The sequence below is a fragment of the Ignavibacteria bacterium genome (assembly GCA_016707005.1).
Classification (GTDB): domain Bacteria; phylum Bacteroidota; class Ignavibacteria; order Kapaibacteriales; family Kapaibacteriaceae; genus UBA10438.
Genome location: JADJIQ010000004.1, coordinates 172,123 through 197,514 on the forward strand (window position 1 = coordinate 172,123; position 25,392 = coordinate 197,514).

20 protein-coding genes are annotated in these 25,392 nt (G+C 52.8%); 14 read left to right on the top strand and 6 right to left on the bottom strand.

What is annotated here, in order from left to right; translation table 11 throughout:
- Positions 1 to 24 precede the first annotated feature (24 nt).
- From IPI29_07400 to IPI29_07435, 8 genes are read left to right on the top strand one after another with little or no spacing between them, the layout of a single operon-like run.
- Positions 25 to 3,609: a choice-of-anchor D domain-containing protein gene (locus IPI29_07400; GenBank protein MBK7412363.1), complete on the top strand. Its 3,585-nt coding sequence runs from the start codon at positions 25 to 27 to the stop codon at positions 3,607 to 3,609.
- Positions 3,606 to 3,914: a hypothetical protein gene (locus IPI29_07405; protein MBK7412364.1), complete on the top strand. Its 309-nt coding sequence runs from the start codon at positions 3,606 to 3,608 to the stop codon at positions 3,912 to 3,914. The genes IPI29_07400 and IPI29_07405 overlap by 4 nt, the downstream gene beginning before the upstream one ends.
- Before the next feature lie 16 nt (positions 3,915 to 3,930).
- Positions 3,931 to 4,914: an NAD-dependent epimerase/dehydratase family protein gene (locus IPI29_07410; protein MBK7412365.1), complete on the top strand. Its 984-nt coding sequence runs from the start codon at positions 3,931 to 3,933 to the stop codon at positions 4,912 to 4,914.
- A complete protein-coding gene (locus IPI29_07415; protein MBK7412366.1) occupies positions 4,911 to 7,391 on the top strand; it encodes a penicillin acylase family protein in 2,481 nt (826 codons plus the stop codon). Before IPI29_07410 ends, IPI29_07415 begins: the two co-directional genes overlap by 4 nt.
- A gap of 60 nt (positions 7,392 to 7,451) precedes the next feature.
- Positions 7,452 to 8,942, top strand: a complete 1,491-nt coding sequence (locus IPI29_07420; protein ID MBK7412367.1) for a leucyl aminopeptidase — start codon at positions 7,452 to 7,454, stop codon at positions 8,940 to 8,942.
- A 28-nt stretch (positions 8,943 to 8,970) separates the two neighbouring features.
- Positions 8,971 to 9,585: a sigma-70 family RNA polymerase sigma factor gene (locus tag IPI29_07425; protein MBK7412368.1), complete on the top strand. Its 615-nt coding sequence runs from the start codon at positions 8,971 to 8,973 to the stop codon at positions 9,583 to 9,585.
- Positions 9,585 to 10,454 carry a zf-HC2 domain-containing protein gene (locus tag IPI29_07430; protein MBK7412369.1) on the top strand — a complete coding sequence of 290 codons (870 nt, stop codon included), beginning with the start codon at positions 9,585 to 9,587 and terminating at the stop codon, positions 10,452 to 10,454. The genes IPI29_07425 and IPI29_07430 overlap by 1 nt, the downstream gene beginning before the upstream one ends.
- Positions 10,454 to 10,996: a TlpA family protein disulfide reductase gene (locus IPI29_07435; GenBank protein ID MBK7412370.1), complete on the top strand. Its 543-nt coding sequence runs from the start codon at positions 10,454 to 10,456 to the stop codon at positions 10,994 to 10,996. Before IPI29_07430 ends, IPI29_07435 begins: the two co-directional genes overlap by 1 nt.
- Before the next feature lie 7 nt (positions 10,997 to 11,003).
- On the opposite strand, the gene IPI29_07440 is transcribed toward IPI29_07435, so the two are convergent.
- Positions 11,004 to 12,305 (bottom strand): thymidine phosphorylase, encoded by a 1,302-nt coding sequence (locus IPI29_07440; protein MBK7412371.1) that lies wholly within the window; start codon positions 12,303 to 12,305, stop codon positions 11,004 to 11,006.
- Positions 12,306 to 12,469: 164 nt separating this feature from the next.
- Between IPI29_07440 and IPI29_07445 the strand changes: the two genes are divergently transcribed.
- From IPI29_07445 to rdgB, 3 genes are read left to right on the top strand one after another with little or no spacing between them, the layout of a single operon-like run.
- Complete coding sequence (locus IPI29_07445; GenBank protein MBK7412372.1) at positions 12,470 to 13,078, top strand: RNA methyltransferase; 609 nt, start codon at positions 12,470 to 12,472, stop codon at positions 13,076 to 13,078.
- Entirely contained in the window at positions 13,075 to 14,133 is a 1,059-nt protein-coding gene (locus IPI29_07450) for an alanine--glyoxylate aminotransferase family protein (protein ID MBK7412373.1), read from the top strand. Before IPI29_07445 ends, IPI29_07450 begins: the two co-directional genes overlap by 4 nt.
- Before the next feature lie 22 nt (positions 14,134 to 14,155).
- Positions 14,156 to 15,403: an RdgB/HAM1 family non-canonical purine NTP pyrophosphatase gene (rdgB, locus tag IPI29_07455; protein MBK7412374.1), complete on the top strand. Its 1,248-nt coding sequence runs from the start codon at positions 14,156 to 14,158 to the stop codon at positions 15,401 to 15,403.
- Here the strand turns inward: rdgB and IPI29_07460 are convergent.
- Both IPI29_07460 and IPI29_07465 read right to left on the bottom strand, forming a co-directional pair.
- Complete coding sequence (locus IPI29_07460) at positions 15,359 to 16,240, bottom strand: DUF4249 family protein (GenBank protein MBK7412375.1); 882 nt, start codon at positions 16,238 to 16,240, stop codon at positions 15,359 to 15,361. The genes rdgB and IPI29_07460 overlap by 45 nt on opposite strands.
- A complete protein-coding gene (locus IPI29_07465) occupies positions 16,240 to 18,522 on the bottom strand; it encodes a TonB-dependent receptor (protein MBK7412376.1) in 2,283 nt (760 codons plus the stop codon). The genes IPI29_07460 and IPI29_07465 overlap by 1 nt, the downstream gene beginning before the upstream one ends.
- Positions 18,523 to 18,651: 129 nt before the next feature.
- On the opposite strand from IPI29_07465, the gene IPI29_07470 reads away from it, so the two are divergent.
- From IPI29_07470 to IPI29_07480, 3 genes are read left to right on the top strand one after another with little or no spacing between them, the layout of a single operon-like run.
- Positions 18,652 to 18,999 carry a 4Fe-4S dicluster domain-containing protein gene (locus tag IPI29_07470; protein ID MBK7412377.1) on the top strand — a complete coding sequence of 116 codons (348 nt, stop codon included), beginning with the start codon at positions 18,652 to 18,654 and terminating at the stop codon, positions 18,997 to 18,999.
- Between the two features lie 3 nt (positions 19,000 to 19,002).
- On the top strand, positions 19,003 to 20,472 hold the full coding sequence (locus IPI29_07475) for an amidohydrolase family protein (protein MBK7412378.1): 1,470 nt from the start codon (positions 19,003 to 19,005) through the stop codon (positions 20,470 to 20,472).
- Positions 20,469 to 21,656 carry a hypothetical protein gene (locus IPI29_07480; GenBank protein MBK7412379.1) on the top strand — a complete coding sequence of 396 codons (1,188 nt, stop codon included), beginning with the start codon at positions 20,469 to 20,471 and terminating at the stop codon, positions 21,654 to 21,656. The genes IPI29_07475 and IPI29_07480 overlap by 4 nt, the downstream gene beginning before the upstream one ends.
- Before the next feature lie 12 nt (positions 21,657 to 21,668).
- On the opposite strand, the gene IPI29_07485 is transcribed toward IPI29_07480, so the two are convergent.
- From IPI29_07485 to IPI29_07495, 3 genes are read right to left on the bottom strand one after another with little or no spacing between them, the layout of a single operon-like run.
- Positions 21,669 to 23,546 (bottom strand): redoxin family protein, encoded by a 1,878-nt coding sequence (locus tag IPI29_07485; protein ID MBK7412380.1) that lies wholly within the window; start codon positions 23,544 to 23,546, stop codon positions 21,669 to 21,671.
- 48 nt (positions 23,547 to 23,594) lie between these two features.
- On the bottom strand, positions 23,595 to 24,329 hold the full coding sequence (locus IPI29_07490) for an SDR family oxidoreductase (GenBank protein ID MBK7412381.1): 735 nt from the start codon (positions 24,327 to 24,329) through the stop codon (positions 23,595 to 23,597).
- Positions 24,320 to 25,333 (bottom strand): hypothetical protein, encoded by a 1,014-nt coding sequence (locus IPI29_07495; GenBank protein MBK7412382.1) that lies wholly within the window; start codon positions 25,331 to 25,333, stop codon positions 24,320 to 24,322. The genes IPI29_07490 and IPI29_07495 overlap by 10 nt, the downstream gene beginning before the upstream one ends.
- Positions 25,334 to 25,392: the final 59 nt, after the last annotated feature.

A 25,392-nucleotide genomic window follows, 5' to 3' on the forward strand; every position in this document is an offset into this window, starting at 1 on the left:
CCATTCTTACTCGAAGGCTCAGGCATGATGAGGTTACGCATTTCGGCAGTGCTTTTGGCACTCCTTGCAGTATGTGGAGTGTGCCCGGTCTCGGCTCAAGAAATGGTTGTGAGCGAGTACTACAACATTCAGTTCGTAGAGGCTGAATGGTCGGAGTTTCTGGTGGTGCAGGACAACTTCAACGCTGTGGGATATATGATCTCCGACGCGAATACGGACCAAACTGTTCGTCAAGGAGGACCACAGTTTCGAGATGTACCGCTCTGGAGAAATCTTCGCGCCGGAACCATCATTGTCCTTTGGCACCGCGCCTTGCCTGCCACAGCAACGATCGATACGAATGCTGCTGACGGTTACCTTGAACTCTCTTCGATCGATCAGCGATTTTTCAACACGCTCCTCTTCCCGGGTGGAGTAGATGGGATGAACATGGCCGATGCCGGCGACCTCGTGCATATCATGAGACCCGACACCAGCAATGTTCATATGCTCGGTCACGATAAACCCACTGGCCCCATCTATGACAACGCAACCGGACCAAAGGTCAACTTCGATTCAGGTGCAGTTGGTGCTGGTAGATCAAATCGTGTTACGGGCCGAACACTCGCTGCCTATTCAATGGGCATCACCAAGGACTCCGCTGTAGCTGGCTTCAATGACTCCCGTGGACTTCCCAATCGATGGGACCTTGCCCGAACCTTCCAAGGTGTTCCGAACATCAATCACTGGTTCTGGCGCGAGACTCGCGAACCACAATGGTCGGCCTCGCCATCTGTTACGCTAATCAGCAGAACAGCACAGAAACACGTGATAGAGTGGACGGCACTCATCGATGCAAACCAGCAGGATTCAACAACAGGATACGTGATCCTGCGAGACACGCTCAATTTTGCGTCGTTCCCTGCCAATGCCATTCGTGACGGTCAAATGATTGCGAAAGGGGCTCGATTTGGCACTTCTGTGGTTCTGGACGTTCGTCCAACGATCCTAGGGAATCGATTCACGGATTCTGTCAATCTCCTCTGTGGTCAGTCCTACACCTACCGCGTCTATGGATATCGATACAAGCAGGATGATCAACTCGTAGTGACGGACGATACTACGGCGCGAGGCAGACAATACACAGAACTCAAGTGGGCACAATCCCCGGTTGTAACCAAGCCGAATCCGGCTAAACCCGTCATCCAAGCATCGCGCCTGCAGTTCTGCTCAGGGGATACAGTAACACTTACAACGACGGCAGTTGCTGAGCGGTATGATTGGACACTCAACGGAACGCCGTTGGCCATTGGAGGTACAACTCGGGTTGTTGTTCGTGAACCGGGCACATATCGTTTGACTGTTACAGAAGACGGAGGATGCAGTTCTACGTCTGATCCGATCACGCTCACTGCCCTGCCGGCACAAGATGTAGACATCTCACCTCGTGGAACTCAGACGATCTGCGCAACAGATTCACTGGTCATCACGGCACAAACTGATGCTCCTGTATACGAGTGGTTCCGTGATGGAACCGTGATCATTGGTGCTACAGGCAAATCTCTTACCGTGCGTGGTGCGGGCGACTATTTTGTGCGCATCGCTACATCTCAAGGCTGTCCTGCAGTATCCTCAGTGGTCAAGGTTCGTGTACCAGACGTGCGGTATCGATTCACACCGTCATCATTGGACTTTGGTTCTCTTGGTCAGTGCACGTCAGACACCACGCTCAGTCTTGAACTCGTCAACGACGGTGCTACTGCGATCACCGTAACATCAGCTTCGTTCCCACCTGGATATGCTCTTGAATCACCCGCACCGGGATTCGTAGTTGCTCCCGGTGGAAAACAGACTGTGCGAGTGTTGTTCGCACCATCTGCTGCCGGGATCACCGCAGGAACAGTGACCTTCAACGCTGTGCCGTGCAATATCACGGCGTCCTTTACCGTACGTGGTGAGCGGACCCAGGTATCGGCCGCCCTCGATCGCACCGGAGTTGATTTCGGTGTCTATTCAGCATGCCCCACAACGATCATTCGTCCGGATTCATCATTCTGGATCACCAATTCTGGTACCTCGCCGATAACAGTGAAGGTTCCAAGTGTACTCCCACCATTCTACCTGCTTACGTCATTCCCGCTTGGAGTTGTTGTGCAGCCGGGTGGCAGACTCGAAGTCAAGATCCAGTATCGCCCGTTAGGAGCTGATAGAGATCGGGGTGTTGTGCAACAGATATCCTTCCCATTCACCTCAGCTACGTGTCGAGACACACTCAGAGCGCAACTTCAAGCTGCGTGTTATGCACCGTCATTCGTGATCGATCCCGATACGATGGATGTCGGTGTTGTGCTGTCGTGTGCTAACTACATCGATACTGTTGTAACGGTGTTCAATCCCACGGCAGTACCAGTGACCGTCAATGGCGTCATTGGCACAGGGTTTACGTTCACAGGAAGTGCCACTGTGATCGAACCGAACACCGGGAAGTCCGTATCGCTTCGGGTCCAACCTGCGGCCGTGAATGGTCCGTTTACCCTTGATGGAGAGATCACTGGAAGTCCGTGCGATCTCAAAGCACCAGTTCGAGCAGAAGGGCTTGTGGTCGCACCTACATATTCCTCATCATCTTCCTCGATCAGCTTTGGATCTATCGAGTTCTGTGGTCCAACAGCTCCTCTTTCACGTAGAGGGTATGTAGTAGCCACTGGATTGTCCGGACTCCGTTCTACCGTTAAGACCGTTTCCATTGCCTCACCCTATTCCGTTGACGTACTACCCGGAACAACCTTCACTGACACGCTGTATTTCAACGTGACGTTTACTCCGACGGCCGTTGGGACCTTTAATGGTCGCTTGTCGATGACGGTTGGACCGTGCAATACACCGATCGACATCGACCTCACAGCTACAACCACCCGTTCCAGTCGCACTACAACGATAACCGGCAACTCATTCGGTACCGTCGGTCCAGGTCAATCGAATACACAGACCATCAGGATCACGAATACCGGTTCGAACCCGATCACTGTGGAGCCCCTTACCGGGGTCACAGCCCCATTCACGATCAATTCTGAAGTGCCCACACTTCCTACCCAGCTTTCTCCTGACAGTTCAGTGGTGATCGAGATCATGTATGAGTTTGCAGGACATGACAGACGCGATACAATCGAGATCGTGTCAACAACAAGTGGGGCCTGTGCTGATACAACTCGATTTGAGGTTCGTGGTGCTACCACTTCTCCCGGTGTGATCACCGGAGTGGTCGTAAGTGCGCCGTCGGTCATTGGAACTGCCGGAACTACCGTTGATGTACCGTTGACCTTGGAGTCTGCTCAATCCCTTCTTTCGGCGAACATCACCCAAATGATCGTGAACATCTCGTATGACCCTCGTTTGCTCAAGGCCATTGGAATTGAGCAAGGGGCTGGCGGTGCACAAGGATCGATCATTGAGTCTGTCCCCGGAAAAGCACGGATCACGATCAACAGCACAACGCCGATCGAGGCAACTGCGCCTCTCGTCGTAGTTCGTGCCAAGACGCATATGTTTCGTCAACGAACAGTACTCCATTTTCGATCGATTCCGTATCGGCAGCCGGGGCGCAGATCACCGGACGCAAAGGGACGGTGACGGTTGTAGCGGACTGTGATATCAAGGCTGAGCTTACGGCACTCGGAACACCTGCGGCATTGCGTGTGTACGGAATGGGAGCAGGCACGGTCTCGGTTGGGATCACGGCATTGACGAATGATCCATGTATCGTAGGTCTGTATGACGTTACAGGGAGACACTTGATGACTCCGCTCTCGACGGTCCTGGAACCAGGAAGCTACCGTCTCGAGATCGACGTTTCGTCGGTACCGTGTGGTGCTGCACTGGTCGTCTTCAGGAATGGACTTCAAGTGCGTTCCGAGGTCGTGTATCTTTGCCGATGATCAACTGGAGAATGTCTTGAACGTCCTTGTTACCGGTGCAACCGGATTTGTCGGCAGTCATGTTGTCGATGTACTACTCGAACGTGGCCACACGGTCTCGTTCATCGCTCGTTCTACGAGTAACATGCGGTGGCTCGAAGGCAAACCGGTTCAGCGTGTTGATGGATCACTGTTCGATCTGCATTCTCTCAAAGATGCTGTGGAGGGTGCAGATGTTGTTATCCACGTGGCAGGTCTCACGGCAGCCAAGAATGAAGCTGAATTCCGTCGTGGCAACCTTGATGCAACGCAGAACCTTGTTGATGCCATCAGAACATATCGACCGGGTCTGACGCGCTACCTCCACCTGAGCTCACTTGCCGTTAGTGGTCCTTCCAGAGACGCCGATCACCCAAAGACAGAAGATGAGCCCCTTCATCCCATCACGGCATATGGTCGGACGAAGAAGATGGCTGAGGATGTGGTTCGGAGTATGAATGACGTGCCATGGACCATTGTTCGGCCGCCGGCCGTCTACGGTCCAAGAGACTCTGCGATCCTTACGTTCTTTCAAGCCGTTGATAAGGGGCTAGCCACGTTCATCGGATTCGATGAAAAACGAGTAAGTCTGGTGCATGTGCGAGATCTTGCTCGCGGCATTGTTGACGCTGCCTTTGCTCCTGTTGCCGTTGGACAGACGTACAACATCTCTTCAGACGAAACATATACCTGGCCGGAAGTAGCCACGCTCACAGGTGCACTCCTCGGTAAGAGAAGATTGTTCAAAGTGCGGCTCCCGCATTTCCTGGTTCTTGGGATCGCCGGCGTTTCCGGCGGCGTGACAAAGATGCTTGGGAAACCTTCCGTACTCGATTATGAGAAGGGTGTGGACATCATTCAGAAGTACTGGACGTGTAGTACGGAGAAGGCACGCAAGGATCTGGGATATCGACAGGAGATCTCGCTCAAGGATGGACTGAGCGACACCGTGCGCTGGTATCGCGAGCAGAAGTGGTTATGATCCGAGGCTGGCTTCAGGGGTTCATTGGCATTGCGATCACACTCGTGATCCTCCTTATCTGTTTTGCCTTTTTTGCCGTTAGACTGGCAACGCGCAGTCATCCAGTTCCCTATTCTGAATCACAGGCAGCGGTTCACGATACCGTCCGCGTGTTTCGAAACTCATTTGGTATCCCGCATATCATCGGTCGCTCGATCGACGATGTGATCTTTGCTCAGGGGTATACACATGCCCAGGATCGACTCTGGCAGATGGATGTATGGCGCAGAACCGGACGTGGTCGTCTCGCCGAGATCCTCGGTCCGAAACTCGTCCAAGTAGACGCATTCATGCGTGCCGTTGACATTGCCGGAATCGTTGCATTGAATGTTCGAACCATCGATCCAACATCACGTAGGCTCATGCAGGCCTATAGCGATGGCGTTAATGCCTACCTGCGTGACAATGAAGGAAAGCTACCGTTTGAGTTTGATGCGCTAGAATACACACCGGAACCTTGGTCCGTTGAGGATTGCCTTGTTGTAGGCAGAACCATGGCCTTTGAGATAAGTCTTGCGTTCTGGACCGACATCGCCTACGCGCAGATTGCACTCCAACGTGGACCAGATGCATACCGCATGTATGTGCCACGTGGTCCTGGCGCCCCCTACGTGCTTGATACTACAAGTGCAACACGTTCTGATACGACGCTCTCCAAACGCAATGACCCACAACAGCTGGGTTCAGCACATATGCCCGGTATGCAGCGCATGCTTGCTGACGTTCGTAGTGCGCTGGGAATGCACGGTTCAAGCTATGGCAGCAACTGTTGGGCCGTGAAGAAGGCAAGTGGTGGTGCGATCGTTGCCAATGATCCCCACCTTTCTGTTTCCATGCCGCCAAAGTGGTATCAAAACCACCTTAGTGCACCCGGACTCAATGTGATCGGCCTGAGTATTCCGGGATTGCCCTTCGTCTTCTCCGGCCGAAACGACAACTTGGCATGGGGCTTCACCAACGCCATGGTGGATGATGTAGACTACGTTGCCGAGCGTGTTGATCCCAAGAATGCCAATTACTACCTTGATGCAGAGGGACGACGGGTGAAGTTCAAGTATCGTAGAGATACGATCCGCATCAAGGATCAGCCCGATTCACTGATCGATCTGCGATTCACCAACAGATCCTGCGTTGTTTCCGATGTCCATCTCATGAAAGATCCATCGATCTACTTCGGGATGCCCAGACAGATGTCGGCCAAGGTTTTGAACACCTCGTGTCTCACTCTTCGCTGGACAGCTCGATACAGAAGTGATGAGATTCTCGCATTGTACAGGATCAACACGAGCAAGACATTTGATGAATTCGTGACGGCCACCCAAACGTGGGTTGCCCCGGCATTGAACTTCAGCGTTGGAACGGCAAGTGGTACAGTGGGAACTGTTGTTGCCGGTGTTGTTCCTCGTCGTGGCAGCGCAGATCCGCACTTGCCGATACCTTCATGGGTAGCTGGTGCCGACTGGTCTGGCGTGATCCCGCTCCGAACGATGGGAGTGTTAGTGAATCCATCGCGCGGGTTCGTTGCCTCAGCCAACAACCGCACCTCACCTAGAACCGATGTGTTCATCGGTACACTTTTTGAGCCTTCATCACGCATTCAACGAATCAATGAACTCCTTGCCATCTATCGTGATCCGAGTGTTCGTGATGTACAGGTGATGCAGCAGGACGTGGTGTCCCCGTTCACGAAGAAGTTTCTGGAGCGGATCATCCCAGTCTTGAAACGCGGAATGAATAGATACGCCGAATCTGAGAAGCAAGCACTCAAGACGTTGGATATGTGGGACGGCACGCAGTCTTCGATCGATGTTTCTGCCAGCATCTATGCCGCTCTTCTCCAACGCATTCTGTGGAATACCTTCGAAGATGAACTTGGGCAGCAGCTCTATTACGATTGGACGTTCGTAAGCAACATCCCGATGCGCAGGATCGACGAGCTCCTCGATGACCCAACTCATGTTCTCTGGGATGATACGCGCACCCCGCAACGAGAAGACATGGCATGGATCGCCATCCGTTCCTACATCGAAGCCATCAGAGAATTGCGGGTGACCTTTAAGAACGACCGCGATACTGCATGGAAGTATGGCATGATGCACACTGTGACATTCCCGCATCTCTTCGGCTCCAATGAGCTCATGCGCCCTGTGATGAATCAGGGCCCATTCGATATCTCGGGTAGCCATACAACACTCAACAATAGCGAGTGGAACATCGCTCAGCCCTATGCTACCCGAGTTGCCGCCAGCATGCGCGTGATCTCCGATATGCAGGACAGCGTACAATACAGTGTTGTCCCCGGAGGATCGTCAGGTCAGCCCCTTCATGCCCATTATGCAGATCAGCTTCAGTTATGGCTGAAAGGGGGCTATGTACGGCTTCCTGTTGGTCCAAAACCTGACGTTTCGTTCCGACTCTATCATGTCTTTGCACCGTAAGACTCGGTAGTTCCGTACTTTTGCCGGTCGTATTCTCCATCAAGAACCCCCGAGATCTCCATGTCCGTCTCTTGTATCGTTGGAAATCGCCGTTCGGCCAAAGCCGACGCCATTGTTGTCTTTGTTGCTCAGGACGACAAACATTTCAAAGCATCTGAAAAGGCTTTGACGTCAGAGATCCCGCACCTTACTCCGGTCTTTGAATCCATGGACTTCACAGGGAAGGCCAATCAGACGATTCTGGCCTACGGCGGATCTGCAACGGCAGCTCAGCGTGTGATCCTCGTTGGACTCGGTGAAGCATCGGGCGTGACGCTAGAGAAAATCCGCCGTGCCGCAGCAGCAGCGACGAAACGTGCAGCTGCCAGCAATTGCGGACATGTGGCGTTTGAGATCGCAACGATCAATGGCATTGATAGTGCTTCGATCGCGCAGGCGATCGTAGAAGGATCGATCCTGAGTCAGTACCGCTTCGACAAATACAAGACCATAAAGGAAGAAGGAAGCGGCAATGGAGGCATGGTCAAGAAGGTAACCCTCGTTACCGACAAGGCCCACCAGAAGGCCGTCACAAAGGGTGCCGGTATCGGCGAAAACATCGTCGACGGCGTAACCCTTGCACGTGACCTCGCCAACGCCCCGAACAATGAGATCTATCCAGAAACACTTGCGAAGCGTGCTCAAGAGGCCGGTCGCAAGGCAGGTTTTAAAACCACTGTTCTGGATAAGAAGAAGATCGAAGAACTCAAGATGGGTGGTCTTCTTGGCGTTAACGCCGGAAGCGTTCGTCCGCCGGTCTTCATCGTTATGGAATACATGAAGGGTCCAAAGAACGAGAAGCCCCTTGTCCTCGTTGGCAAAGGCATCACCTTTGACACAGGCGGTATCTCGATCAAGCCGGGCGCCGGTATGAGCGATATGAAGAGTGACATGCACGGTGCAGCCTCGGTGATCGGTACCATGTACACGATCGCAAAGCTTGGACTCAAGCGCAATGTGGTTGCCCTTGTGCCTTCAACAGAGAACATGCCAAGCGGAACGGCCTATGTTCCCGGCGATATTCTGACGTTCATGAACGGTAAGACCGCTGAGATCGACAATACGGATGCAGAAGGCCGACTCGTTCTTGCGGATGCTCTTTGCTATGCAGACCGTTACAAGCCAAGTGCGGTTATCGACCTTGCCACCCTTACTGGTGCTATTGCTGTGGCCCTTGGTACTGTTACAACCGGCATGATGGGTACAGATGAAAAGACGAAGAATCGTCTTCGCGTTGCTGCCGACAAGACCAATGAGTATGTGTGCGAACTTCCGCTGTACGATGAGTACAACGAGCTGATCCATAGTGATTATGCCGATATCAAGAACTCTGGTGGTCGTTATGCAGGGTCCATTACAGCGGCATTGTTCCTAAAGCACTTTGTCTCGTATCCGTGGGTCCACCTTGACATCGCCGGTACGGGTATTCAGCCAAAGGCATCACACTACACACCAAAGGGTGGATCCGGTGTTGGCGTCCGACTCCTGACAGAAATGCTTCGCCATTGGTGAGCCTCGGTCCCCAACTCATATCGTTGTTATGACCGACATCGATACCCTTCGTAAGGACTTCGAAGCCGAAGCGATTCCGCATATGTCGGCATTGTATACGTTCGCTGTGCGACTCACACGGGATCCTGATGATGCCTCGGATCTCGTGCAGGAGACGTTTCTGAAGGCGTTTCGCTTCTTTGCGTCCTTCGAACGGGGAACTAACTGTAAGGCCTGGCTGTTTCGGATCCTGAAGAACTCGTACATCAACCGTTTTCGGAAGACCTCCAAGGCTCCGGATACGGTGGAGTATGATGTGGTTGAGGAGTTCTACGAGACCATTCGAGATAGCTCCATGGAAACGTCGGTGCTTGAAGAACAGATGTTCAATCAAGCACTCGATGATGAAGTGGCTGGTGCGATCGATGCCCTCCCGGAAGAATTCAGAACTGTTATCCTACTCTGCGATATCGAGGGGTTCACCTACGAAGAGATCGCCGAATTCATTGATTGTCCCATTGGGACGGTCCGTTCACGTCTGCACCGTGCACGAAAGATCCTGGCTGGCCAATTGGCGGACTATGCGAAACGTCGCGGGTTCACTGTTGCCCCAGAAGGATCCGGTATGCCGGAATCGCATGTACCAGACGGAGGGAACGAGTGATGAAACATCAATACGAACGTACCGAGCTGATCTCGGCTTACCTCGACGGAGAGCTTCACGATGCTGATGAGCGCGCTTTCGTTGAACACCTTCTTGCCACCGACTCTGTGTTTCAACGAGAGGTTGAACTCCTCGGTGCGTTACGAACGAATATTCGCAATCGAACGGAACAACTGAAGATCGCCGTGCCTGTTTCACTTGAGCGCTCGATCCGGCTCTCTTTGGGTGAAGAAGTTGTTCGACAGTCAAAGGCAGAGAGTACTCCGTCGCTTCTGCAACGGCTTCTCCAACGCCTGTCCCGTCCCCTCGTTGCGATCCCAGCTGCCCTTGTCGTTGCATTGGGTATCACAGGGATCTACATGATGATCAATCGCAACGTGCCCGGTTCTGAAGAAACGACCGTTGCTAAAGCGAGCCTGTTCGAATTGTCTTCCGCCTCCTATGCCAATTTCCAGTCCGTGGTCCGAGGAGACATCAAACTCGTCCGCACGTCATCTGACACAGCAGAACTTCAACGGTTCTTCCGCGAACAAGGTGTTACCTATACGGTCTTTTACCCTCAGATCGATGCCGAATTGAAGGGCGGTGTTGTCTCCCAGCACGGCGATAAGAAGTTCGCACACCTGGTGTATGGAAGTGGCTCCCACCTTGTTTATCTTTTCGAAGTGGATGTGCCATCCCTTGAAAGCGGTGCCGTAACATTGGCCGCCGAGATATCCAAGGACGTCAAGGAGAGCCGGTGGCATTGGGAAGAAAAAGACAACGTTGGCACCCTATTTGTTTGGCAAAGCAATACGGTGATGTGTTCAGCCGTCTCTGACCTGAACACACAAGAATTTTCAGCACTGTTTCGACTCGAGACACTCTAATGAAAACTGTCCTTGCACTTGCAACCTTGGCGCTGATCGTCACGGGTACTATTATCGGCACAAGTGGTACGCCACAGACTCCGCCTGTTAAGGTCTACATGGTTGACAACGTTGCCAAACGCGTTGGAACCAAGGCCGTGGATTTCTCATGGAAGGACGGCGGCAAGACCGTTTCGTTCTCTGAGGTAACAAAGGGTAAGGTTGTCCTTGTGAACATCTGGGCTACATGGTGCGGCCCGTGCAAGCGCGAACTTCCTGATCTCGTCGCACTTTCCAACGAAATGGCCGCAAAAGGTGTTGTTGTCTTTGGTATTAGCGTAGATCAGAAGGACGACCGTTTCCAATTGGTGAAAACGTTCGCTGAAAAGATGAATATTCCGTACATCAATGTCATCGACAACCTTCAGATCTCTGAGGCCTACGGCGGCATTCAGTCGATTCCAACAACGTTCATCATTGACCGCCAGGGTAATGTGGTTCAACGCATTATCGGAATGCAGTCAAAGGAAGCTTTCACTGCCGCCGTTCAAAAGGCGATGTGATCCTTCGTCATCTCCACGTTTCGATGATCATCGACGGCTCCTGGTGCACAGGGGCCGTTGTCGTTTTGATCAAACCGGACGCCTTGTTTGCCAGTGTAGTTCTTTGCCGATCATCAGCAGCATAGACCAAGGCAAGGGGCTCATCGGCATTCACAACATCGCCTGCCTTGTGCAGCAGAACGAGTCCGGCAATTGGATCGATAACATCTGTCTCAACAAGCCTGCCTGATCCCGCCTCCATTGTGCAGATGGCCAATGCTCGGGCGTCAATGTGATCAACAATTCCGGCAACTTCTGCCCGAACCTCAAGTGGCGTGAAAGCAGAATAGTACTCTACGCTGTCGGCCCATCGGCCACCCTGACGTGAGATCATCTCATGGAATACCACGTGGGCAGCACCAGATCTCCACGCTTGGATCACATGCGTTCTGGCCTCGTCAAGCGTAGAAGCTCTCCCGGCAAGAAGAAGCATATGTGCCGTGAGCACGGTGGTGACCTCGGCCAGATCCGTCTCAGCTGACGTCGCCAGTGCGATCTCGGCCTCAGCCATCTCAAGCCAATTCCCGATCGTTCGTCCTAGAGGTTGATCCATTCGGGTGAAAACGAAGGTAACGGGCAACCCTACGTTCCGGCAGACATTCTGCATCGACTCTGCCAGCCGATATGCAGCGTCGAGTGTAGGCAGGAATGCAGCACTGCCCACCTTCATGTCCATAACAAGGCCGTCCAGCCCCTCTGCGAGCTTTTTACTGAGAATTGATGCCGTTATGAGGCTGGTGTTTTCAACCGTGCCTGTAACGTCGCGCAGGGCATAGGTGATCTGATCTGCCGGAACGAGATCCTCTGTCTGACCGGCCATGAAAAGATGGTGATCTCGTTGCAGGCGAAGCATCTCATCAAAGGACAATTGGGTTGAAAGTCCGAGCACGCTTTCGAGTTTGTCCAAGGTTCCGCCGGTATGACCCAATCCCCTTCCGCTGATCATGGGAACGCGAAGACCGCACGCCACGGCAAGTGGAGCCAATAGGAGTGAGACCTTGTCCCCCACTCCACCGGTTGAATGTTTATCTACGCAGGGTCTTGGTGAAAGTCCTTGTGGGAAGCACACACCAGATCGCGACATCGCCAGGGTTAGGTCAGCTGTCTCGCGATCGGTGAGCCCCCTGCAACACACAGCCATGAGGAAGGCGCCGATCTGGGCGGAACTCACCTTGTTCCGGACGAGATCCTCCACAAAACGAGACATTTCATCGGTGGTCCAAGAGGCCCCTTCTCGTTTATCTCGCAGTAGTTCTTTCGTGCTCTTCATAGGTTTGCATGATGAACGAAATCCGTCCTCGCTGTCCGCATAATCTACGAAATGCAATTCGTGAGCTTCAACGAAGTTCAGAACGAGAGAAGACTCAACAGTTTTTGGCTGAAGGGCCACATGCTTGCGGCGATTTGCTTTCGGCAGGTATTGATCCAAAAACTGTGGTCCTACGTGATGATGCATCGGAGGAGTGCAGAGCCATAGCCGAGGCATTCGAACGTCGTGGCGCAAACGTCTATGGCTCGGGTTCAAAGGATATGGGGCTCATGGCCGATGCCGCCGCTCCTCAAGACATCCTGCTTGTTGCTCCGTTCTTCACCGAAGCTCCATTGGGAGATCGGGTGGTGATCCTTGATGCTGTTTCAGACCCGGGGAACGTTGGTACGATCATTCGGTCTGCAGTGTGGTTCGGCTGCACAGATGTTATTCTGGGTGAGGGCTGTGCCGATCTCTACAATCCGAAGGTTGTGCGCTCAACAGCAGGAGCCCTGGCTCGCATAAACGTTCTGCGAAAGAGAACGATCGTCGACATGATCCCTGAGTTGGGACAACGACCGATCATTGCTGCCTCAGCACGAGGCGGAGCAGAACCGGCCGTTTTGCGCGATATGTCAAAATGGGCCTTGTTGATCGGGTCCGAAGCACATGGACTTCATGACGATATCAATGCCCTAGCTACGATGTCGATAACCATCCCGGGCGGACACGGCACGGAATCGCTCAATGCAGCGGTAGCTGCTTCGATCCTTCTCTATGAGGCACGCCGGTGAGCCAACGTCTCTTTACGCCGGGGCCCGTGCCTGTACTACCGAGCATTTCGGAAGCATGTGCACGTCCACTGCTCTATCATCGCAGCAACGAGTTTCGTGAGCTTTCACGGCGTGTGTGGGATAGACTGCAGCAGGTGTTTCTGACAAAGGATCCCGTTGTTGTTCTCTCCGGCAGCGGCATGACCGGGATCGAATCCTGTATTGCCTCTACTGTGCGTCCCGGTGACCGTGTTCTTGTTCTCCACCACGGACGATTCGGCGAGCGATTGATCACGATCAACCAGCGCTACGGAGCACACGTCATAGAGCTTGGCGTAGCATGGAGCGAGGAGATCACCGCGGAAATGGTTGAAGAGCGATTGTCGAGCCTGTCCGACATCGCGTCTGTTTGGCTGGTCCATAGCGAGACATCAACGGGTGTATCACTCGATCTCGAGCAGATCTCAGAGGTCGTACATCGTTTAGCACCTGACGCACTCTTGATGGTCGATAGTGTTCTTACGCTGGCCATCGAACCTCTTCGGATGACCGATTGGAAAATCGATGCAGCAGTAGCGGGCATTCAAAAAGGCCTCATGTGCCCACCCGGTGCGGCAGTAGTAGCTGTAAGCCAGCGGATGATCGAGCGGATACGATCACATGCCCCCTGCACCTATACTCTTGACCTTGCTACGGTTCTAAAGGATCAGGAACGAGGGCTCTTCACATGGACACCACCGGTCTCGTTGATCGCCGGTCTTGATGTTGCCCTATCGATGATCCTTGATGAGGGGCTACTAAATGTATGGAAGCGTCACGCTTACCTAGCGGACTATGTTCGAAACTGCGCCGAACAGCTGGGACTGATGCAGTTCGGTTGTGCTACGTCAAAGGGTGTGGTTGTTGTGCAAGGTGACACCGTTCAGTCGATCATCGATGCCCTCGCAGATCAGAACATGATCGTTGCAGGAGGACAGGATCGATTGAAGGGGCGTATCATGCGCATTGGGACCTGTGGCTCGTACACCATAGAAATGATGAGTGATCTTTTTGAAACGATCAACACACTGCGATAACACAAACCAGTAGAGTCACCCCATGAAAACTGTGATCATCGCAACCGGAAATGCTCATAAGGTAGAAGAGCTTACTGTGGCGTTCCGCGCTCAGGGAATCGATGTTCATTGTGTGCCGATGACGCAGGTCTTGGGGGACGTACAGATCGAAGAGACGGGCGTGACCTTCGAGGAGAACGCCTACATCAAAGCGTTGACAATACACAGACTTACCGGTCTCCCTGTGATAGCCGATGACTCAGGTCTGGAGATCGATGCCTTGGACGGCGAGCCTGGCGTTCTCTCGGCTCGTTATTCCGGGGAAGGCGCTACGGATAGCAGAAATAGAGACGCGGTTCGCCGGTCCTTGACCTCGCGCGGTGCTACGAACTCAAGTGCACGTTTTCGTTGTGTGTTGTGCTACATGGATGCCATGCGCACACTGTTTGGAATCGGAACGAGTGAAGGTACGATCGGTATGGAAGAGCGTGGTGAACATGGGTTTGGGTATGATCCCATGTTCACGCCATTGGACTCGAACCGAACTTATGCCGAGCATAGTCAGGAAGAGAAACTTTCGATCAGTCATAGAGGCGCAGCGGTGAAGGATCTATCCCGTCACCTCGTAGCGCTAGATGAAGATGCCGGTCATGCCTCGATCGATGATCCGCTCCCAACAACAGATGCCCTGATCATGGCCTCGGTCAGCGCCGTTACAGGGAACGTTGAACAGCTTCGATCAACGATCCGTCACTTCGTTCGTGATATGAACGATGCTGTTCTCCTCCACGAGGCACTACTCCAATCCTACCTCTTTGCTGGTTTCCCGGTGGCCCTCGAAGCACTTGCTGTGGCAGATGAAGAGTGTCGGTCGATCCTTGGTACACTCACCTGGAAGAATGCCGATGACTTTGATGTCCAAGCGTTCAAGGAGCGTGGCGAACAGCTCTGCAAACGCGTCTACGGCAGCGTCTACGAGAGGATGATGGAGCGACTAGGGACCATCACACCGGAACTGAGTTCCTGGATGATCGTTGAAGGCTACGGTAAGACGTTAAGTCGGCCAGAGCTGGATATCGTTCGCCGCGAACTCTGCATCGTCGGTATCCTCGCCGCATTGGAGCGGGAGAACCAATTGCGTTCCCATGTTCGTGGCGCGTTCTTGGTAGGTGCCAATGCGGCCGATCTCAGAGCTTGTGCAGACGTAGTGACCGAAATGTGCGGTCGACGTCAAGGCGAGAGCATCCTACGGCTTGTCCTTCTTCAGGAAGCTGCTCCACTTGATCGTTGAAGCTGAGCCCCATGTGCCAAGGCCGCCCTTGACACTGCTGAGTCTGTAGTCGTATTGACTTCGACGACCGAATCCGACCATTCGGAACCAGTCGGCAAACGCCTTATCTGGCGCGAGGATCTGGATCTCCTGCTTCCCAAACCACTTGAAGATCGACCAGACAACTGGCGTGCTCGGTTGTAGTGCGAAGCCGTATCGAGTACGTTCACTGGAGATGAGCGTGCCGTCATCAAATCGATCTTCTGTTCGAACTCGACGGTTCGTGTCTTCTGTTGGAGGCGTGAGATACTTCCCATATCCAAGAGTATCTACTGCTTCCATGGAGATGATGTATTGCGTCACGCCGGGAACTGCAGTCCAATAGATATCGAGTGATGGATCTCGAACAAGTTCGTTGTTGATGCCAGGATATTGGAATGTATCGGCAGGTTGACGAACCCAGGAGATTAGTGGTGGCGTTTTGGTAGACCCGGTGATCACTTTTCCGCGAGCTCGCATCTCAACCGTATAGGTTACCCCAGGCAATGCGCGATAGGCAGTATCGATCGCACGATACGTGCCGCCAAGTGAATCATCCACGAACTCGATCGGAAGTTCTGTTCCATCGGCCTTCACCGTAAAGACAGCATCCTTCACCGAGGCATTCTCGATCTTAAACGTGTCTGTGATCGGCAGCGAACGGAAAACTCGGATGTTGTTAAGGGGCTCCCCAACGATCACAAAACCTTCAAGGACAACTTCTTCTGTGTAGTCCGTTGGTACCGGATCTTCGCAACCAACAAGGCCAAAGGCCGTGATGGTCAGGATCGTGAGTGTTATGGATCTAAGCGTTTTCATCAGAATTTCAGTTCAAAGGAGATCGTTGGAAGGATCGGCAACAACCGCACATCGGTCACCGTTGGAATTGCCTCCGTGGTGTCGTAGAACCGGAACCAGATGTCTCGTCGAGAGTACACATTAAACACGTCGAGGAAGATCCTGAACGGAAGGTCGAACAACGTTGTATTGTAATTGACGTTGAGATTGAGCTGATGCGAACTCGGAAGACGCAGACCCCAGCGCTGCGACGGGTTCACCATAACGATCCCGCCTTCCCATCCTGGCATTCGTCCGCCAAGCGATGAGGTAGCACCGGTATACGATTGGCCGGATTGGAACATGAACGAAGCACCGAACTCCCAGCGTTCGTTGAGGCGGAAGAGACCCGTGATCTTCAGATCATGCCGACGGTCGAACTTAGGACGGAAGGTGACGCCCTGATTGATGCTGTCGAATTGTGAATACACAAAGCCTAACGCATAACCGATCCATCCTGTGAACTGGCCCATCTTCTTCTGCAGGAAGAACTCCGCTCCATATGTTTCACCGTTTCCGATGTAGAAGACATCAGAGACCTTACGAGCCTGAGTATTGTTCTGCCGAAGCTCGTTGATGTTGTAGAGCTTCTTGTAGTACACGTCCACGTTAAAGTCGAATCCTTCAAATGGTTGCGTCTCAACAGCAACGATATAGTGATCAGCACGTCCAGCCGGAACGGTATTGTCGGTTGGCAGCCACGTATCGAAGAACGTGAAGTCCGGGGCCGAAGCAAGACGGAGATACTGATGGTAGATACCCCACGCAGCTTTCAGGGCCACCCCATCCGTCAGCTGAAAGCGAAGAGCTAAACGCGGATCAAAGAGAAGCTGTTCGCTCTTTGACCAATAGTTAGCACGAAGTCCGCTTTGAAGAGACACCGCATCAGTGATGTTCCATGTGTTCTGAGCGAACACCGAGTGGATATTGTCCCATACATCAAGCAGGAAGACGGACGATTGATTGTTTGTAGATCCATCGGTACGTCCGGAGGTATTCTGCTCGTATGTGAAGTTATAGATGGTTCCTTCGTACCCGAATTTGAATGTAAGATCCTCAGCCGTGAACCATTCAAACTCAGTCTTCAACGAATAGTCGGTGATGCTGTTATCGATCGCAAACTGGAATCCGGCTTGATTTCCATCAAAACCGTTGTCGTACCTACTAGCACTCACGGTTGCAACTGAGAAGAGATCCGATGCATAGATATGTGACCAACGGAGAGACGTTGCTCTGTTGCCGATGCCAACGTTGAACAACAGCCCTGGTTGTTCGAAGTTCAACTTATCGCGCGTGAGGAAACCACTGATCGAGAGTTTGTCATCATCAGACAGATTCTGCGTGAGTTTGGCATTCACATCATAGAAATTGAAGTTCGGGAAGGGGCTCTCGGGATCCTCCGGAAGAAGTCCCAGAAGAAGATCGAGATATGTTGCCCGTCCGCCGATGAACCAAGAGCCGTTACCAAGAGGACCCTGCAATGATGCCCTTGATGAGATGAGACCGATGCCAACGAGTCCCTCAACATGGTCTCTATTGCCATCTTTTTGAGTGATGTTCAACACCGCTGACATCCTACCGCCGTATTCTGCTGGGAAGCCACCCTTGATGAGGTCCACGTCCTTCACAGCATCATTATTAAAGGCAGAGATGAATCCGAAGAGGTGCGTTGGATTGTAGACCGTCATTCCATCGAGCAAAACCAAGTTCTGATCCGGAGAGCCCCCTCGAATGTAGAGTCCCGACGAGATCTGAGACGAGGACAGAACACCTGGCAGCATTTGCAATGCCCGGAAAATGTCGGCCTCTCCTCCGATACGGATCTGGGAGAGCTGTTCCATCGGAATGTTGACCTGGGAGATCGAGATCTGCCTCTTGTCTTCTGCTCGTTCGGCCGAAACGAGAACTTCCTTGGTCGTGGTCTTCGACTGAACCATCTGAACTCTGAGCTTCACAGAGCTACCGGCTTCGATACGAACCTTAAGTTCCTTGCGGAGGTATCCGATAGAGGAGATAACGATCGTCTGATCGCCCGCTGGAATATTGGAGATGGAGAAGTAGCCACTCTTGTTCGTGTAGGCACCAAGTTTAGTGCCCTTGACCGTCACGGTGGCTCCCACAAGGGTTTCTTTCGACGTAGTATCCTCGATGAAACCATTAACAGCCCCCTTATCAGGGTCGGGTTCTACTGCAGCAAGAGAAATGCCCACCGCGGTGGTGAGCATTGCGAGGAGGATCGATGTACGTAGGAGGAGATTTTGCATAGGTATTGAGAGACGCCCTAAACGAACTCGTGCGGTGTTTGTTGCATAAGGGAGAGATTGTTGTCCAGCAGATGCCTAATTTTGGAGCTACAGAAGACACCACACAGCAACACGAGCAACAGAACGACCATGGCCATTTACATCACCAGCGATTGTATCAACTGCGGCGCATGCGAACCAGAGTGTCCCAACACGGCCATCTATGAGGCTGGTGCGGAATGGGATCTTGCTGGTGCGAAGTATCACGACAGTACATCGCCGGCCGGGTTCAAGGGTGAATTCTTCTCCTCTGAGTTTTACTTTATCGTTCCTGACAAGTGCACAGAGTGCAAGGGATTCCACGATGAGCCTCAATGCGCAGCAGTTTGCCCGGTTGACTGTTGCCTACCTGACCCGAACAATGTTGAAGATGAGGCCTCGCTTCTCAAGAAGAAAGACTACCTCGATAGCATTGACCAGATCCGTTTGCGCAGCTGACGCATGTTCGCCGAACTCCATGTGGAAAGGGGCCGGATACGTGCTATCCTCCCCTGCCTAACGGGAACCATCCTACGAACGGAAACCGACTCGTTCGAGTTCCCGGGATGCCATGTCTACCCGGGATTCGTCGATAATCATGCACACATCGTCGGACTCGGTGAACGACGTACGTTCGTGTCATTGCATGAGGCCCTTGACGAGTCGGACTGTGTACAACGCCTGAGTACCGTGGCGATACCGTTGAATGGATGGGTCCGTGCCATGGGATGGAATCAGGAGCATTGGAGCTCTCGTTCAATGCCAACTCGTTTGTCACTCGATGCAGCCTTCCCCAACACACCCGTAGTTGCCATGCGCGTTGATGGTCACGCGGCCTGGGTCAATACTGCAGCGCTCGCGGAGGCTGGACTTAATGCAACAGAGCACTCCGGCATTCTCGTCGACGCTGAGATGGAGCCCCTTTTACAAGCTATCCCGGCTCATTCACCGGAAGACATCACTTCGATGATCCTTGCTGCTACTTCGTATTGCGCTTCGATGGGCATTACGGAGATCCATGATATGGACGTGGCCGATGTTTGGCTCGAACCGTTCCGACTTCTTGCGGAACAAGGTACACTGCCGGTACGGGTCCAGTCCTTCGTAAGCGCACATCACGATGAATGGCAAACGGTCGGACTTCTTCCAGCAGGGGGCGAGTTTCACCGACTTGCCGGCGTAAAATTCTATGCCGACGGGGCGCTGGGTTCACGTGGCGCTCTGCTCCGTTCTCCGTATTCGGACGATCCGTCAACGAACGGAGTTGGATTGCTTTCGGTTGCTGAAATGACACGTAAGGCACGAGAGGCAATGGATGCCGGCTGGCAGGCTATTGCGATCCATGCCATCGGTGATGCCGCCGTACGCAACGTCCTTGATGCGTACGAAGCTGTTCGATCATGGGAAGATGGTTCAGATGTGATTCTGCGTATCGAACATGCACAGCATGTTCATCCGGATGATATTCAGCGCATGGCTGATCTGCGGGTGTTCGCATGTGTGCAACCATCACATTGTATCAGCGATGCAGCGATGGCAGAACGCAGACTTGGTGCGGATCGACTTTCCTGGGCGTACCGTTGGCGCAGCCTTCTAGATGCTGGAGTGCCCATCGGTGCCGGATCCGACTTCCCCATCGAGTCGCCAAGTGTGCTTGCAGGACTTTCTGCATTTGTTGACCGCGTCCCGCGCGGAATGATGCAATCTTGGCAAGGCCACGAAGGGATCGGCATCACTGAAGCCATTGAAGCCTATACAACCGGAGCACATGCCACTTCAGGAATGGAGTACCGAAGAGGATCCTTGAAGATCGGATACGATGCCGATATGGTGATCGTTGATCGCGATCTCGAAGAATGCACCGCCGACGAATTGATCGACACGCGAATCATGGCCACTTTCACTGCAGGTAAACGCAGGTACTCCGTATGAGACCGGATCTTCAACGCGCCTTCATCGAACGAGTGACCACTGACTCGTACCGATCATTCAAGAATGAACTGCAAGCCGGTCTAGGGATGGAGATCGCGTTTCGGATCTGTGAGATGCCGATCTTTGTTTCTCATGATTTCCGGCGTGATCTCGAAGCCGCGGCCGTAGAGATCATTCAACAATGCATCCGCCCGACATATCTGGCTCAGACCGACCGCGCACTCACCCCGGAGACTACAGTGCGCAACGAGAATGACCGACCGCTCTTTTCCGTTGTCGATTTTGCTGTTTGTCAGAACGATCAAGGTGCGTGGGTACCGAAACTCATTGAGCTTCAGGGTTTTCCGTCACTCCTTGGATATCAGTACCTCTATGCCTCGCGTATGCGTGAAGCCTATGAGATGTGGGAGACCACTCCGTTCTTCAGCGATCTCGATCATGAACGCTACGTGGATCTCCTTCGACAGTGCATATATGGCTCTCATTCGCCTGAAGAAGTGGCATTGGTTGAGGTGGATCCTGACGCACAAAAGACACGCCCTGACTTCATTGCGATGGAGCAACTTATCGGTCTTCGAACTGTGAACATTCGCAATGTTGTGAAAGACGGTCGAAACCTTTTCGTCAGATCTGAGGATGGAACACTCACCCCCCTAAAGAGGATCTTCAATCGTGCAATCGTTGATGAACTCAACGATATGGGTGTTGAACTGAACTTTGCATGGAACGATGACCTCGACGTGGAATGGGCTGGTCATCCAAATTGGTATTTCCGGATCAGTAAATATTCACTGCCCTACCTTGATCATCCGGCAGTGCCGAAGACATCGTTTCTCCACGAGCTCACGGAGCTTCCGTCAGACCTTGACCGTTTCGTTCTCAAGCCACTGTATTCGTTCGCAGGCAAGGGTGTTAACGTATCCCCAACTCGTGAAGACATCAGTGCGATCCCTGCTGACCAGCGGGAGAATTGGGTCCTTCAAGAGAAGGTGACATATGCCGAATGCATCGAGACACCGTACGGAAACAACAAGGTTGAGATCCGTGTGATGCTGCTCTGGCCAGACTCACACGACGCTCCAATACCAGTGATGTCACTCGGAAGAAGCGGACGTGGTGCACTCATGGGCGCACGATACAACACCGATCCTTGGACCGGAAGCACTGGGTGTCTTTTCGTCTAGATCCTGATCGAACTATTGTGCGAGCAGAACCTCAATGCGATTGGTTGCCTCTTCCAAGAATTGTTCTTCCGGCGTGAATCCAACTTCTTTGAATTGGATCCGACCGTCCTTGCCAATGTAGAACTTCGTTGGTATACCGGTAACACCATACTTGGCAACAACACTGTCATCCTTATCGATGAACATTGGGAAGGTCAGGTTCTTATTCGTTGACAAGAAGTCTTTCACCGTCTTCGTGCGATCCTCTACACGTTCCCATACATTCACAACGGCGAAGACTACATTGGTGTTGCTCTTGTAACGTTCGTAGAGCTTTTGCAGTGACGGGAACGACTGTTTGCAAGGCCCGCACCATGTAGCCCAATAGTCCACAATAACTACCTTCCCCCGCCAATCAGAGATTTTAAGGGGCTTCCCATCCAACGTGGTCAGTGCACCATCGATCGGTGCTTGGTTCAGCATCTCGCGTGCGATGCGTGCTGAAAGTACTCCGCGCCCCTTGTTCCGAAGCGTATTCTCCTTTGTGGCAATGGCTACACTATCGAGTCCTTCAGCCGACTGGAGCAAACGATAGGCGTCGAGTATTCCTTGAGTAGCTGCGCCTGTTGATAGTGCCCGTTCTGCAACTGCAATGGCCTTCTTCGGTGACTGCTGATCACGGTAAAGTCCGATCATCATGTCATAACAATTCTTCTCTGTCTCGTTGCCACCGATCTCCATACTCTTCTCGAGCGACGCAAGTGCTTTTGCCGGTTGCTGTTCGGCGCGGTAGATAGCCCCCTGAACAAAGTATAGTAGGGAGGTTGCGATGCGTTGTTCTTCGTGCCATTCAGATGGACCGACGAAGGTTGGTCGACGTGAATCATCATCGGCCGCAGCTAATCCGGCTTCAATGAGTCTGAAAGCATCCGGACGCAGGGTATCGTTGGCACCGATGAAGTTCACTGCCTGATGATAGGTCATCGCCGTGATCCCCTTCGTTCTGTCGAGGAACTTGACGAGCTGTCGAAGTGCATTCTGCTGCGTTGCTGCCTTGACCACTGCGTCGATCAAGTTCTGACGTGCAAACGAATTCGGCCATGCCTGCAAGTGATCCTCGGCCTTGTCCATAAACACATCGATCGTAGGTGCCGTGCTCAACTGTCCTAATGCAGCTTGTTCATCAACGATGCTTCGCGGAAAACGAGACACAGCATCCATGATCACACGCTGAGCGTCATCTGCCCGGCCCTGCACTTCATAGGCCTGGGAGAGCGCAATTGCATCAAGAGGCGTAGTTGCCTGCATCACGGATGTTGTGATCTCACGCAGCTTTGCAGTTGCCTCGGCTTCGTCCAGCTGACCGATGTTCTTCATCACAAGGATGTAATTCACTCGTGCCGCTGTGTTGTTGGGATGCAACATCGTTTCTTGTTCGAGTTCCTCAACCGCCCCTGCGTAATCCTCCTTCATGCGACATGGAACCGGGAGTTGACCGTAACGAGCTAAGGCGGCACGCATATGTGCACCCATTACGCCAGTTCCTCGCTCAGCAGAAGTAAGGAATTCCCAGAAGAGTTCCTTGTTCGTGTCATACCGAAGTCCATTGCCAACCTTCACTATTGTATACACAATACCCTTGGCCAGCGTGGTCTTTCCGACCCACCGATTGCCACTCTTCTCGAGTTCAACTTCTGTTGCACGTGGAGATTCAGCATCAGCAACAAACCCGTAGAGAACCGCATGCAGTTTGCCACCTGCGATGATGTTCGCATCAACTGCATCGGGTACGTACTCGATTGTGATGGAAGCCCCTTCCTTGGGCGACATCGGAAGGATGGTCACCGTACCGGCAATGGATGGTATTGTCATTGCCAGCGTAACGATGGCCAAAAGGAGAGTACGGAGCATAGAAGCGTTCATGAGTGTCGAGAAATGCTATGGGAAAGAGGGAGTGCTTCAGCGGACCAAACGATATCCGCCATCTACAACAATGGTTTGGCCGGTGATGTACGGTGAGGCCGTGGCAAAAAACCACACTGCATCAAAGACATCATCAACGCTGCCATGCCGATTCATTGGTATACGAGATGCATCAATGAGTGATGCGTCATTGGATGTTACGTCTTCCGGTTGTGCAATAGCACCCGGAGCAACGGTGTTGACGGTCATGGATGGTGCGAGTGCTCGAGCCAGTGAAAGCGCCAATGTCTGAAGAGCGCTCTTGCTGACATTGTATGCGATGCGATCTTTCCAAATCTCCATCGATCCGAGCGAACCTATACTGATCAACCGACCTTGCGTACCGCGCCGTGCGCATACTGCATGATATGCTCTTGCGATGGTCAAGAGTGGGAAGGTATTCACACTGAGAGTTTCCTTGAGACCTTCGAGCCCGGTGTCGACAACCGTTTGTTGCTTTGGAAACACTCCGGCATTGCTGATCACAACATCTGCGGTGCCAAGCTCTTGATCGAATGTCTCAAGTGCTGATCCAAGAGATACGTCATCCGCCACGTCACATTGAGTGATCAGGCAACGACGCCCCTTGTTCTCTATCTCTGCCTTTGTAGCGGCTGCCGCGTCGTGTGATGTGTGATAGGTGAAGGCCACATCGTAACCACGCGCGGCAAATCGAAGGGCAAGCCCCCTACCGATACGCCGTGCTCCACCCGTGATCCAGACTATTGGCATGACGGATCCTGCAATGGCGGGAGTACTTGCTCAGCCGTAACGTCACCGGAGTCGGTTACGATCGTCAACCACGTATTCGGATGTGCATGTTCACCTCTAACGTAGGCAAGGGCCAGCGTATGCGACCCTTCCAGGGAGGGCACAACGCTCGTTACGGACCCGATGGGCAGTCCCACTGATACCACACGATCTCCTTGTACCAGCGTTGCCTGAGAAACCAATCCCATCACTCTCTGTTTCACCTTGTTATAGCTATCAAGTCGAGCAACCACTTCTTGTCCGATGTAACATCCCTTTGTGAACGATGTAAGATGCAATAAACCTGCCTCAAGCGGATTATAGGCATCTGTCCATTCATGGCCGTGTTTTCCCATTCCGGCCAGCACCCTCAGATATTCTGCTTCTTCGTTGGTGAGCTGAGGTATTGTATCGGCGTTTTCATGGAGGATACCCAACAAAGCACTGGCGGCTTCTGGGTCTGCCACAAGCCAGTATGAAACCTCTGAGATGGATGGGACGCGAACCACGATCACGTTTCCGGACTCGATACGGCAATGTTGCCATTGGCCTGTTGCCCAGACCGACACGTCCAATCCCGTGAGCTGGATGACGGTATCAGCGGCCCGTGGCCCACAGATCTCAATGGCGTGCACAGTCGAAGTGCGGTTCTGCAGCTTCACGTCGTCCATGATGACGTACTTTCGTAGCCATTGGATCGTCTGTGCAGACGTTTCCGGCGAACCAAGGAGGTAGCAACGATCTTCGTCTTGGAGCACCGTCAGAACGTCGAGAATTCGAGCCTTTTCCGTGAGCAATACGGTCTGGATTCCACTTCCGGGCACGAGACGGGTTAGGTCATTCGTCGTTAGACGATGCAACAGATCCACCCGATCGGCACCGGTCATTACAATCCATGACCAACCTGCTCGATCGATCCATGCCGAGGCTGTCTGTGCCGAACGAATTGCCTCGGGTCGGCGTTCTACAATCACTGATTCTGACATTGGATTCCTGCGTGAGACATCAAACCTACGAAAGAGCCGCCGTGTGGCTCGTACTTCTG